This is a genomic window from Sanguibacter suarezii NBRC 16159, from assembly GCF_001552735.1.
GTDB classification, from domain to species: Bacteria; Actinomycetota; Actinomycetes; order Actinomycetales; family Cellulomonadaceae; genus Sanguibacter; species Sanguibacter suarezii.
This window is the reverse complement of record NZ_BCRT01000016.1, coordinates 304,044-317,439: the sequence shown is the minus strand read 5'-3', so window position 1 is coordinate 317,439 and position 13,396 is coordinate 304,044. Positions and strand designations below refer to the sequence as shown.

Genomic DNA, 13,396 nt, shown 5'->3' with positions numbered 1-13,396 from the left:
CACCGAAGTGACGCACCGCAGATGCGGGTCACGCTCGAACCGCCCCGACAGGAGAACACCCCGTATGTCCGCCTCTCAGTCCTCCGCGCCGATCACCGAGATCACCGAGATCACAGCGATCGCCGACGACGCCCGCCGCCCCGTGCGCCGCGCCCTGATCAGCGTCTACGACAAGACCGGCCTCACCGAGCTCGCCCAGGCGCTGCACGCCGCAGGCATCGAGATCGTCTCGACCGGCTCGACCGCCTCGACCATCGCCGCCGCAGGCGTGCCGGTCACCGGCGTGGAGACCCTCACCGGCTTCCCCGAGTGCCTCGAGGGCCGCGTCAAGACGCTGCACCCGCGCGTGCACGCCGGTATCCTCGCCGACACCCGCAAGCCCGACCACCTCGCCCAGCTCGCCGACCTCGGCATCGAGACCTTCGAGCTGGTCGTCGTCAACCTCTACCCCTTCACCGCGACCGTCGAGTCCGGCGCCAGCCCCGACGAGTGCGTGGAGCAGATCGACATCGGCGGGCCGTCCATGGTCCGTGCCGCGGCGAAGAACCACCCGAGCGTGGCCGTCGTCGTCGACCCGGCCAGCTACCCCGAGGTCACCGAGGCCATCGCCGCGGGCGGCTTCACCTACGCCCAGCGCAAGGCCCTCGCCGCCCAGGCCTTTGTGCACACCGCGAGCTACGACGTGGCCGTGGCGAGCTGGATGAGCTCGGTCGTCTCCCCGACAGACGTCGTCGAGACCTCCGACGGCCCCGTCTCGACCGGCTTCCCGGCCTGGGTCGGTGCCACCTGGAACCGCTCCGACGTGCTGCGCTACGGCGAGAACCCGCACCAGCGCGCCGCGCTCTACACCACCGGCCACGGCCCGGCGGGACTGGCCCAGGCCGTCCAGCTGCACGGCAAGGCCATGAGCTACAACAACTACGTCGACGCCGACGCCGCCTGGCGTGCCGCGCACGACCACACCCGTCCCGCGGTCGCCATCATCAAGCACGCCAACCCGTGCGGCATCGCGGTGGGGGAGTCCATCGCCGACGCCCACGCCAAGGCGCACGCCTGCGACCCGATGAGCGCCTTCGGCGGGGTCATCGCCGCGAACGGGATCATCACCAAGGAGGCCGCGGAGCAGATCGCCCCGATCTTCACCGAGGTGGTCGTCGCGCCGGGCTTCGAGCCTGAGGCGATCGAGATCCTCACCGCCAAGAAGAACATCCGCCTGCTCCAGGTCGAGGGTGCGCCGTCGGCTGCGGTGGAGATGCGCCCGATCAGCGGCGGCCTGCTCATGCAGGCGGTCGACCGGATCGACGCCGCCTCCGAGACGGGTGGCGACTCGCCTGAGCACTGGACCCTGGCGACCGGTGAGGCAGCCGACGTCGAGACCCTCGCCGACCTCGAGTTCGCCTGGCGCGCGGTGCGCGCGGTGAAGTCCAACGCCATCCTCCTCGCCTCCGGCGGCGCGTCGGTGGGCGTGGGCATGGGCCAGGTCAACCGGGTCGACTCGTGCAAGCTCGCGGTCGAGCGGGCCAACACCGGCGGCGTCGAGCGGGCGCGCGGAGCGGTCGCGGCCTCGGACGCGTTCTTCCCCTTCGCCGACGGTCTCCAGGTGCTGCTCGACGCCGGCGTGCGCGCCGTCGTCCAGCCCGGCGGCTCCGTGCGCGACGACGAGGTCATCGCCGCGGCCCGCGAGGCGGGCGTGACGCTGTACCTGACGGGTACGCGGCACTTCGCACACTGACCGACGGCGCCACCGGCGCTCGTGTGCGGCGCCGTCGGCGTCTCACACGAGCGTGGTGCGCAGCGGGACCTGAGGGTCCGCGGCCCGGGCGAGGTCGAGCTTGACCGGCCCGCCGGCCATGATCTTTCGTGCCGCGGCCACGTCCTTGGGGGAGTCGACCACGAAGATCCCGGTCACCAGGCCGGCGCCTGAGACGTACAGCGCCGCCCAGCCGCCGGCCGCAGTGCCGTCCGGGTCACCGCGCAGCACGACCTCGTCGGCGGCTGGGTCGGGCAGGCCGAAGAGCGCCAGGTCGTGGCCCAGCTGGGTGGAGAAGACGTACGGGGCGTGGCCGGGGCCCGGCTCGAGGCCGAGGATCTCGCGGGCCACGGCGTCGGGGTCGAGCAGCGCCGCGGACCAGTGACCTCCCGGCACCTGCTCCCACACCGGGTCCGTGCGGGTGGCACAGTCGCCGACCGCGAAGACAGCGGGCTGCTCCGGGACCCGGCCGCGGGAGTCGACGAGGATCGCGCCGCGGGCGTCGCGCGGGACCGCACCGGCCAGCCAGTCGGTGGCCGGACGCGCGCCGACAGCCGCCAGGACGACGTCGGCCGGCAGAGCGCGCCCGTCCGGCGCGCCGAGCAGCACCTGCGCCGTCCGGCCGGCGCCCGGGCTGGCACTGACCCCGACCACCGGGGTGCCGGCGAGCAGCGTCACCCCGGCGGCTGCGTACCAGCCGGCCAGGTGCGCTCCGACGGCAGGGCCGAGCTGGCGGTGCAGCGGGACGCTCGCCGCCTCCACGACCGTCACCTCGCAGCCCGCTCCCGCCGCCGCGCCGGCGACCTCGGCACCGATCCACCCGGCACCGATGCACACCAGGTGCGCGCCGGAGGTGAGAGCCGTGCGCAGGTGGTCGGCGTCGGCTGCGGTGTGCAGAGTGACCGCGGACTCCCAGCCGGCCGGACGCACCGGCACCGACCCGCAGGCCAGCACGACGACGTCCGCGGTGATCCGGCGGCCGCTCGTGGTCACGACGGCGGGACCGCCGGCCGGTGCGGGACCGAGACTCGTCACGGCGTCGTCGAGCACCACCTCGTCGGCGAGGGTGGAGAGATCGACGCCGAGCTCGTCGGCGAGCCAGGCGGGCGACGTGCGGGAGAAGAGCTCTTTGGACAGCGGAGGGCGGTCGTAGGGCGCGAGCCCTTCCGCGCCCAGGACGGTGACGTGGCCGGTGAAGCCGTGCGTGCGCAGGGCGGCTGCGGTCTGCGCGCCCGCCAGGCCCGCACCGACGATCACCACGGACCGTGGGCGGGGGAGCGGGCTGGTGGTGGGCAGAGGAGTCGTGCCGTGCGTCGGTTCCATGGTCGCAACGGTAGTCTCAGTCCGGTGAAGGGCTCGTGGACGTGACAGGCAGCGTGATGGTCGACAACGGAACTCAGGTATCGGCCCCCCAGGGCGCCGACGGCTTGCCGACCCCTCCCGCGTCCCCGCGCCCCCGCCCACCTGCGGCGCGGCGCAGCACCGCGATGTGGACGATCCTCGTCGCTCTCGTGATCGTGGCGGTCGTCACGGTCTGGCAGGGCGCCCAGGTCGGAGCCTTCGGTGTGGCCACCGTCCTGGCAGGTGCGGGCGTCGCGCGGCTCGTGGTCCCGGACCCGGGGCTGGTCGGCATCGTGGTGCGCTCCCGCACCGTCGACGCGGCGATGTACCTCGGCCTCGCTGCCGCCGTCGCCCTCCTGGCCCAGACCGCCCCCAACATCTAGCCCGCTCCGGCCGCCCCACAACGCCGACGAGGTCGTCTATCAGGTGCGAGGTCGTCTGTTCAGACAGACGACCTCGCCCCCAACAGACGACCTCGAGGATGGCCGGACTGGGCCGACCGGACGGGTGGTGCTACTTCGTGGTGGGCTCGTCGCTCTCGGGCTTGTCGAGGGTGACGGGCTTGTCGGTGGCGGTGTCGTCGACCACGACAGTGGTGTCCTTGTCAGCGACCTCCTCGACTGCGACCTCTTCGACCGCGACCTCGTCGAGCTCGAGGTCGTCCGTGGTGTCTGCCTCGCCGTAGTAGACGTAGTCGACGACGGTCTCCTCGGAGGCGAATCCGCGGTAGAAGAGCGCGGCGATCGCGGCGCCGACGAGCGGAGCCACCCAGAAGATCCACACCTGGCTCAGCGCCCAGCTGTCAGAGAAGACCGCGGCGGCGAGGGAACGGGCCGGGTTGATCGAGCCACCGTCGAAGGGGGCGGCGACGAGCAGCAGCGCGGCGAAGGACAGACCGATGATCACCGGGGCGAACCGGGCCTTGGCACGGCGGTCGGTCACGGCGAGCACGATGCCGACGAACAGCGCGGTCGCGATGACCTCGATGATCGCGACTGCGGCGAGGTCGAACTGCGTGAAGGTCGGCACCACGAGCTGGCCGGCGTCGATCGCGGCGTCGATCTGTGCCTGGGTGGCGCCCTGGGACAGGTAGGTGGCGAAGAAGGTGTTCTGGGCGTTCGCGTACGCGGCGGAGTGCTCTCCGAAGCCGTTCGCGGTCACCGAGAAGACGTCTCGCAGGCTGGAGAAGACCGCGGTGTCGCCGCTGTGGAGCGCCTTGGGGATCGTCGCGAAGAGCGCGGCGGCGGCTGCGGCTGCACCGACGACCTGGGTGATCCAGTAGACAGGGACGAGCTTCCACGGCGTGCGACCGGCGAGGGCCGAGCCGAAGGTCACGGCGGGGTTGAAGTGACCGCCGGAGACGTGCCCGACGGCGGCGATCGCGGCCATCAGCGCGATGCCGAAGGCGAGGGCGATCTCCAGCGGGCCAGCACCCTGGAGCGAGGCGTAGAGCGCCACGCCGAGGCCGACGAACACGAACAGGAAGGAGCCGAGCAGCTCGGCGCCGATGAGAGCGAAGGGCGAGGAGGTGACCGTGGCCGGCTGGGAGGAGTGGGCGTCGCGGGCGTGGTCGATGACCACGGTCTCCGTGATGGGTGTCTGCTGCGCAGAGGCGTCCTGAGACATGGTGATCCTGTCGTGTGGAGGAGGGCTTGTGGGATGAACGGTAGCGGTGGGACGTCGATGCGCATACATCCGCTTCGCCGTGAATAGTTCCATGATCACCTGTGAAACACATGACAGTCCACGGGGCTGACCACGACGTGGACGTGGTCAGGGCCACGCGGACAAAGATATCTTGACGTCGAGAAACCTAGTAGCGTTGTCGCAAGCAATCACCAGACGCCTGATGCCTCACGCGGTCGCCGCGCGTCGGCCCGGCGACGACCAGCGCGATGGGCCACTATGAAGCAGTGTCCACGAACAAGGGAGTTGTGACATGAGTGCCATCGTCAACGTGACCGTCACCGGAGCGGCCGGCCAGATCGGCTACGCCCTCCTCTTCAGGATCGCCTCCGGACAGCTGCTCGGCCCCGACACCCGGGTGCGCCTGCGTCTGCTGGAGATCCCCCAGGGGGTCAAGGCCGCCGAGGGCACGGCGATGGAGCTCGACGACTGCGCCTTCCCGCTGCTCGACGCGATCGACATCTTCGACAACCCGCGCGAGGGCTTCGACGGAGCGAACATCGGCCTGCTGGTCGGTGCCCGGCCGCGGACCAAGGGCATGGAGCGCGGCGACCTCCTCGAGGCCAACGGTGGCATCTTCCGGCCGCAGGGCGCAGCGATCAACGAGATGGCCGCGGACGACATCCGTGTCCTGGTGGTCGGCAACCCCGCGAACACCAACGCGCTCATCGCCGCGTCCAACGCCCCGGACGTCCCCAAGGACCGGTTCAGCGCCATGACGCGCCTGGACCACAACCGCGCCCTGACCCAGGCGGCCAAGAAGGCCGGCGTCGGGGTGGACGAGGTGCGCCGCCTCACCATCTGGGGGAACCACTCGGCGACGCAGTACCCCGACCTCTTCCACGCCCAGATCGCCGGCGCCCCGGCGACCGCGCTGACCGACGACGTCGACTGGCTCTCCCACGACTTCATCCCGGTCGTGGCCACCCGCGGCGCGGCGATCATCGAGGCCAGGGGCGCGTCGTCGGCGGCCTCGGCCGCGAACGCGGCGATCGACCACGTCTACGACTGGGTGCACGGCACGCCGGAGGGGGACTGGACGTCGGCGGGCATCGTCTCGGACGGGTCCTACGGCGTGCCCGAGGGGCTGGTCTCCTCCTTCCCGGTGACTTCCGACGGCGGGTCGTGGACGATCGTCCAGGGCTTGGAGATCGACGAGTTCTCACGCGAGCGCATCGACGCCTCGGTCGCCGAGCTCGTTGAGGAACGCGAGACTGTGCGGTCCCTCGGGCTCATCTGACCCGGCTGTCGATCCCGGGGGAGGTGGTGCTCGTCGCGGCCGCCCCCGGGATCGTGGACGACGTCGGTGTGCACCGGCTCCCTGCTGCTCGGTGCGGCCGGGCTCCTCGCGGGAGCGCGGGCCACGACGCACTTCTCGGCAGTCCGTGAGCTTGAGGCGTGGGGTGCCACCTACGTCCCCATTCACGAGCGGCTCGGTCGCCACGGCGTCCCCGGGGGCTCTGGCCCGAGCGCGCGCACGCCTCGGCCCGGACTGGGAACCCCCGAAACCACCCCCCGTCGGTCTGCAAGAATGAGGTCCGTTTTCGCGTGGGTATGACCGCATATTTTCACCCACTTTCTCACCCGGCTGCAACGAGAAATGTCCTAGTTGCTGCAACTTGCAGCAACGCGTACTGTCTGGCCCACACTTGCTGCGCGCAGAGCTGCGCGCGCCGACGAAGGGGTCGTGCATGTCCCAGCCAGGTTTCCGTCTCTCCACGCTGTGTCGAAGGTCATCCCGTCAAGCCCCCGCCCTCTTGGCAGCGACCGCGCTGCTGGGCACGAGCCTCGTGGCGCTCCCTGCGGCCTCCCCGGCCGCGGCCGCGCCGCCCGTCTACCGCCTCGTGGGAGACCTGCAGAGCGAGCTGGGCTGCGCTGACGACTGGCTCCCGGGCTGCGCCGACGGCGAGCTGGTGGCGAGCGGCGTCGATGGCCTGTTCACCGGGGAGGTCGACCTGCCCGGCGGTGCCTACGAGTTCAAGGTGCTCTCCGGTGGGACCTGGGACGACCAGGCCTGGGGACGGGCCGGCGCGACCGGACCGGACGCCGCCAACATCCGTCTCACCCTCGCCGGGGATGCGAGGCTGACCGTCGTCTTCGACGAGGCCACCGGCCGCACGAGCATCGTCCCCGTCGATCCCGTCGCCGCGCCGGCCGAGGCAGACGCCCCGGATCCCGTGCGCCAGCAGGGTGGCGACGAGCAGTTCTACTTCGTCCTGACCGACCGCTTCGCCAACGGCGACACGGCGAACGACCACGGCTATGTCACCTCCGGCGGCGCCCCGTCGACGGATCGCGCGGTCACCGGATTCGACCCCGCAGACAAGGGCTTCTACCACGGAGGTGACATCGCGGGCCTGCGCAACAACCTCGACTACATCGAAGGCCTGGGCACGACGGCCATCTGGCTGACGCCGTCCTTCAAGAACAACCCGGTCCAGGGCACCGGTGCGGACATGTCCGCCGGCTACCACGGCTACTGGGTCACCGACTTCACGCAGATCGACCCGCACCTGGGCACGAACGCAGAGCTGGACCTCCTCATCGACGAGGCCCATGCGAAGGGCATGAAGGTCTACTTCGACATCATCGCCAACCACACCGCGGACATCATCGACTACACCGAGGGCATCTACACCTTCCGCGCCCCGCCGGAGGGGCCGTACACCCCGTTCATCCCGATCGGCCTCGAGAACGTCAAGCAGCCGGCGTGGCTCAACGACCCGAGCCACTACAACAACCGCGGCAACTCCACCTGGGACGGCCCGTCGGTCATCCTCGGTGACTTCGACGGCCTCGACGACCTCGACACCTCCCAGCAGAGCGTCGTGGACGGGTTCGTCGACATCTACTCCTTCTGGGCGAAGTCCGGGATCGACGGCTTCCGCATCGACACGGTCAAGCACGTGGACTTCTCCTTCTGGGAGCAGTGGACCACCGGGATCAAGGCCGCCACGGGCAACCCCGAGTTCTTCATGTTCGGCGAGATCTACGACGCCGACCCGACCAAGCTCTCGCCCTACGTGCGCACCACGGACATGGACTCCGTGCTCGACTTCACCTACCAGTCGGCCGCCTCCTCCTACGCCAACGGCAACACCGCCAAGGGCCTGCAGCTGTTGTTCGCCGGCGACGACTACTACACGACCGCCACGAAGAACGCCCACGCGCTGCCCACCTTCCTGGGCAACCACGACATGGGCCGGCTCGGCTACGTCATCAAGGACCAGCCCGACGCGCTCCAGCGCAGCGAGCTCGCGCACTCCCTCATGTATCTCACCCGTGGACAGCCTGTCGTCTACTACGGCGACGAGCAGGGCTTCATCGGCAGCGGCGGCGACGGCAAGGACAAGAACGCCCGCCAGTCCCTCTTCGACTCCCAGGTCCCTGAGTTCCGCGACCAGCTGTTGCTGGACGGCTCCTCAGGCGCCGGCGACCACTACTCCACGACGGCGCCGCTCTACACCCACATCGCCGAGCTTGCCACGCTGCGCACCGCCCACCCGGCGCTGTCCGACGGCGCGCAGATCGAGCAGTTCGTCTCCGCGGGCACCGGCGTCTACGCATTCTCCCGCGTGGACACCGCCGCCACCGCACCGGTCGAGTACCTCGTCGCGGTGAACAACGCGACCGAGGCGACGACGGCTGAGCTGACCGCCCTGACGCCGTCGGCCAGCTTCACCCCGCTGTACGGGACCGCCGACGCGGTCACCTCCGCCGCCGACGGCACCGTCTCGGTGACCGTGCCGGCGCTGTCCGCCGTCGTCCTGGTGGCCGGTTCGCCGCTCACCGCGGACGCCGCGCCGATCACGCCGGAGTTCACCACCCCGGCCCTCGGTCAGGGCCTGGCTGGGCTCCAGGAGATCGCCGTCGACCTCGGCACCGAGCGTTACGCGGAGACCTCGATCTCCTACCGCGTCGCCGGGGCCGCCGGCTGGACCCTGCTCGGCACCGTGGACACCGCCACCCCGCGCCTCTTCCACGACGTCAGCTCCCTGGCCGCCGGCACCCTCGTGGAGTACCGCGCCGTCGTGCGCGACGCCGCAGGCGCCCTCACCCAGACCGTCGTCTCGGCGAGCATCGGCGACGACCACGGCGCGGGCACTCCCGTCGTGGTCGACCCGAGCGACCGGCTCACCGTCCCGGGCAGCCACGGTGCCTCCATGGGCTGTGCGAGCTGGGCCCCCGGGTGCTTCGGTGGAGAGCTCGTCCAGGGTGCCAACGGTCTCTACTCGGGCACCTTCGCCATCACGGCGGGGACCTACGAGCACAAGTACGCCTTCGGTGGGGACTGGAGCGACAACTACGGCGTCGGCGGCGTGCACAACTCCACGACGGGCAACTACAGCTACACCCACCCCGGGGGAGACCGGACCTTCTACTTCGACCCGGCGACCAAGCTCGGGGCGAGCGTGCCCGCCGGGGCGCCGCTCTACACCCTGGCCGGGGACTTCCAGACGCAGCTGGGCTGCGCGGCGGACTTCTCCGACGCCTGCCTCGGGGCCCAGCTCCTGGCAGCCGCGGACGGCACGTACACCTATGCGACCGACGCGCTCGCTCCGGGGCCCTACAAGGTCAAGGCGATCCGGGACCTGTCCTGGGACACGAGCTACGGCGACGCGTCCGGGGCTGACGTGACCTTCACGGTGACCGCGGAGTCGCCGCTGGTCACCTTCACCTTCGATCCGCTGTCCGGGGTGCTCACCGCAGCGACGGCCGCCCCGCCGGTCACGGACGGCCCCACCCCGCTGCGTGACGTCACCGTCTCCGTCGCGGGAACCGTCAACCTCGCGATGGGCTGCTCGGCGAACTGGCAGGAGACCTGCGTCGCGGCAGAGCTGACCGAGCGCAGCGGGTCGGTGTTCTCCCAGTCCTTCGACCTGCCGGCCGGCACCTACGAGTACAAGGCCGTCATCGACCACTCCTGGAACGAGAACTACGGCGTGACGCGGGTCTCGGGCGGGGACAACATCTCCTTCACCCTCCCGGCCGCCGCCACGGTGACCTTCGTCTACGACGACTCCTCGCACTTCGTCACGCACTTCTTCCCCGGCAGCACCCAGGGCCGGATCGCCGTGGTCGCCGGGAGCATGCAGAGCGAGCTGGGCTGCGCCGCCGACTGGGATCCCGCGTGCCTGGCGTCGTGGTTGCAGAACTACGAGCGCGACGGCGGCGTCTACCAGCTGGAGACCGACCGTCTCCCGCAGGGGACCTACGAGGCCAAGGCCGCCTTCGGCCTGAGCTGGGACGAGGCCTACCCGGGCGACGACGTCGTCTTCACCGTCCCCACCGACTGGGCGACGATGGTCTTCCGCTTCGACTCCGCAACGGGGCTGTTCACCGTCGCTGCCGACGACTCCGTCCCCGGCGACGGCGACCAGGCCTACTGGCTCGACGCACAGACCCTGGCCGTCCCGACGTCGGCGCTCCCGGCGGGTGCTGACCTCGCCACCCGGACGTGGACCCTGCACGGCGCCCCGACCGGTGGCATCACGGTCGCGGACGGCGTGGTCACCACGCCGGCCGGTGGCGCCGACCTGCCGCTGACCCTGCTCGACGGCGGCCTGCCCGCCGACCTGCGCGAGGCCTTCCCGCACGTGGCGGGCTACCTGGCGCTGCGTCTGGGTGGCGAGGTGGACGCTGCGGCGGTCGCCGAGCTGCTCACCGGCCAGCTGCGGGTGACCCAGTCGGGGCCGCAGGGGCTGGAGTTCTCCACCGGGGTGCAGATCGCCGGTGTGGTCGACGACGTGTTCGCAGTCTCCGCGGACCGCACCCTCGGAGCGACCTGGTCCGCCGGGACGCCGAGCCTGACCCTGTGGGCACCGACGGCGAAGTCCGTGACCACGACCGTCTGGCCCGACGGCGACGGCGCGGTCACCGGCGACCCGGTCCGGGTCGCCGCCACCCGTGCGAGCGACGGCACCTGGTCCACCCCGGGCGAGGCGAGCTGGAAGGACGCGGCCTACGTCTACGACGTCGAGGTGTTCGTCCACTCCACCGGGGCGGTCGAGCACAACGTGGTCACCGACCCGTACTCGACCGGTCTGACGGTCAACTCCACGCACTCCGTCCTGGTGGACCTCGCCGACCCGGCCTTCGCGCCGACGGTGTGGTCCGGCACGCCTGCGCCGATCATCGAGCGCGACGTGGACCGCAGCATCTACGAGCTGCACGTGCGGGACTTCTCCATCACCGACGAGTCGGTGCCCGAGGCCGAGCGCGGCACGTACAAGGCCTTCACCCGCGACTCTGCCGGGATGAAGCACCTGCGCACCCTCGCGGAGGCGGGCCTCAACACGGTCCACCTGCTGCCGACCTTCGACATCGCCACGATCGAGGAGGACCGTGCGGCTCAGGCGGTGACCGGGGACCTGAGCGGCTTCGCCCCGGACTCGACCGAGCAGCAGGCGGCGGTCGCCGCGATCGCGGACGAGGACGGCTTCAACTGGGGCTACGACCCGCTGCACTTCCAGGTGGCCGAAGGGTCCTACGCGACCGCGGGCAACCAGGTGGGTGGCGCTCGCACCGCGGAGTTCCGCTCCATGGTCGGTGCGCTGCACGGCAGCGGCCTGCAGGTGGTTCTCGACCAGGTGTTCAACCACACCGCGGCGAGCGGCCAGGTCGCCAGGTCGGTCCTTGACCGGGTGGTCCCCGGGTATTACCACCGGCTCAGCGCGACCGGGACCGTGGAGACCTCCACGTGCTGCGAGAACGTCGCGACCGAGAACGCCATGGCGCAACGCCTCATGGTCGACTCTGTCGTCACCTGGGCCCGCGACTACCACGTGGACGGGTTCCGCTTCGACCTCATGGGTCACCACTCCCGGGAGAACATGCTCGCCGTCCGGGCCGCCCTCGACGCGCTGACCCTCGCCGACGACGGCGTGGACGGGGCCTCGATCTACCTCTACGGCGAGGGCTGGAACTTCGGGGAGATCGCAGACAACGCCCGCTTCACCCAGGCCACCCAGGGCCAGCTCGGGGGAACCGGCATCGGGACCTTCTCGGACCGCCTGCGCGACGCCGTGCACGGCGGCAGCCCGGTCGACGGCGCCTCGCTGTTCGAGCAGGGCTTCGGCACGGGGCTGGGCACCGACCCGAACGGGCGGCCGGCCCGCCAGGGTGACGAGTCGACGGTCAACGACGGGTCGGCCGAGGAGCTCGAGGGCCTCGCCCACCAGAGCGACCTGGTCCGTCTGGGCCTCGCGGGGAACCTGCGGGAGTTCTCCTTCCAGACGTCGTCGGGGCAGGTGCAGCGCGGTGACGAGATCGACTACCGCGGTGCCCCGGCCGGGTACGCCGACTCGCCCGAGGAGGTCGTCACCTACGTCGACGCCCACGACAACGAGACGCTCTTCGACATCCTCACGCTCAAGCTGCCGGTGGACACGTCCATGGCGGACCGGGTGCGGATGAACACGCTGTCGCTGGCGACGGCGGCGCTGTCCCAGACGCCGTCGTTCTGGCACGCGGGCACGGACCTGCTGCGCAGCAAGTCCCTGGACCGGGACAGCTACAACTCCGGTGACCACTTCAACGCGATCGACTGGACCGGCACCCAGAACAACTTCGGGGTGGGGCTCCCGGGGGAGGGCAAGAACGGCGACAAGTGGGCTGTGCAGGGACCGCTGCTGGCGAACCCGGCGCTCAAGCCGGCGACCGCGGACATCACGGCCGCGACCGCCAGCGCCCAGGATCTGCTGCGGCTGCGGTACTCCACGCCGCTGTTCCGGCTCGGGACGGGTGCGCTGATCCAGGAGAAGGTCACCTTCCCCGGCTCGGGTGCTGATGCGACGCCGGGTGTGATCGTCATGCGCGTCGACGACACCGTCGGGGCCGACGTCGACCCCGCGCTGGCTGGCATGCTCGTCGTCTTCAACGCCAGCCCGGAGGCTGTCACCGAGACCGTCGAGCCGCTGATCGGCCACGAGCTGACCCTCTCGCAGGTGCAGGCCGACGGCGCGGACCCGGTGGTCCGCTCGACCACCTGGGACGCCTCGACCGGTCAGGTCACCGTGCCGGCGCGGACGGTTGCGGTCCTCGACGAGGCGCAGGCGACGACTCCCGTCGACCCGCCCACACCGACCGACCCGACCGACCTTGAAGCGAGCATCTCCCTCTCGGAGTCGTCGGTCCGTCCCGGTGACTCGATCACGGTGTCCGGGACCGGCTTCGCTCCGGGGGAGACGGTGCAGGTGTGGATCCGCTCCACCCCGCAGCTGCTCGTGGCGCAGGTCGCGGACGCGAACGGTTCCATCTCCGTGACGGTCACCGTCCCGCTCGGGACGGAGGTCGGAGAGCACTCGATCCGGGTGGTCGGCCTGACGTCCGCCCGCGAGGCCAGCGCCCCGCTGCGGGTGGTCGCCGTCGTCGGGGGCCCAGGAGGCCTCGGAGCGACCGGGTTCTCCCCGGTCATCGCCTTGCTCGGCGGGCTCCTGCTCGTGGCAGGCGCGGGCGTCTACCTCGTGGCGCGACGTCGGTCTGCGGCCTCCCGTGCGCGGAGCGTGTGCTGATCGTGAAGACGACCCATAGTGCGTACCATACGAGGGTCCCGACGGGCTGCGATGTGCGGTCCCGTCCTCTCCATCACCTGATCGCCCGGGCGATCACCGAACGACT

The 13,396-nt window shown here is 71.0% G+C and carries 6 protein-coding genes; 4 read left to right on the top strand and 2 right to left on the bottom strand.

Annotated elements, in window-relative coordinates; all coding sequences use genetic code 11:
• Positions 1 to 64: 64 nt before the first annotated feature.
• Positions 65 to 1,732: a bifunctional phosphoribosylaminoimidazolecarboxamide formyltransferase/IMP cyclohydrolase gene (purH, locus tag SS2_RS12060; RefSeq protein ID WP_083942178.1), complete on the top strand. Its 1,668-nt coding sequence runs from the start codon at positions 65 to 67 to the stop codon at positions 1,730 to 1,732.
• A gap of 42 nt (positions 1,733 to 1,774) precedes the next feature.
• Here the strand turns inward: purH and SS2_RS12055 are convergent, their stop codons facing one another.
• Entirely contained in the window at positions 1,775 to 3,073 is a 1,299-nt protein-coding gene (locus tag SS2_RS12055; RefSeq protein WP_066464371.1) for an NAD(P)/FAD-dependent oxidoreductase, read from the bottom strand.
• 41 nt (positions 3,074 to 3,114) lie between these two features.
• Between SS2_RS12055 and SS2_RS12050 the strand changes: the two genes are divergently transcribed.
• Positions 3,115 to 3,474, top strand: coding sequence for a DUF3017 domain-containing protein (locus SS2_RS12050; protein ID WP_157607320.1), 360 nt, complete (start codon positions 3,115 to 3,117; stop codon positions 3,472 to 3,474).
• A 130-nt stretch (positions 3,475 to 3,604) separates the two neighbouring features.
• Here SS2_RS12050 and SS2_RS12045 read toward each other — a convergent pair whose 3' ends face one another.
• Positions 3,605 to 4,717 (bottom strand): MIP/aquaporin family protein, encoded by a 1,113-nt coding sequence (locus SS2_RS12045; protein ID WP_066464368.1) that lies wholly within the window; start codon positions 4,715 to 4,717, stop codon positions 3,605 to 3,607.
• Between the two features lie 313 nt (positions 4,718 to 5,030).
• Between SS2_RS12045 and SS2_RS12040 the strand changes: the two genes are divergently transcribed.
• Entirely contained in the window at positions 5,031 to 6,017 is a 987-nt protein-coding gene (locus tag SS2_RS12040) for a malate dehydrogenase (protein WP_066464366.1), read from the top strand.
• Positions 6,018 to 6,534: 517 nt separating this feature from the next.
• On the top strand, positions 6,535 to 13,290 hold the full coding sequence (gene pulA / locus SS2_RS17050; RefSeq protein WP_245643546.1) for a pullulanase-type alpha-1,6-glucosidase: 6,756 nt from the start codon (positions 6,535 to 6,537) through the stop codon (positions 13,288 to 13,290).
• The last annotated feature ends 106 nt before the right edge of the window (positions 13,291 to 13,396 follow it).

Bases quoted from the DNA above. Each gene is read 5' to 3' on its own strand.
- SS2_RS12055 (WP_066464371.1), bottom strand. From the start codon at position 3,073: ATGGAACCGACGCACGGCACGACTCCTCTGCCCACCACCAGCCCGCTC.
- SS2_RS12045 (WP_066464368.1), bottom strand. From the start codon at position 4,717: ATGTCTCAGGACGCCTCTGCGCAGCAGACACCCATCACGGAGACCGTG.
- SS2_RS12040 (WP_066464366.1), top strand. From the start codon at position 5,031: ATGAGTGCCATCGTCAACGTGACCGTCACCGGAGCGGCCGGCCAGATC.
- purH (WP_083942178.1), top strand. From the start codon at position 65: ATGTCCGCCTCTCAGTCCTCCGCGCCGATCACCGAGATCACCGAGATC.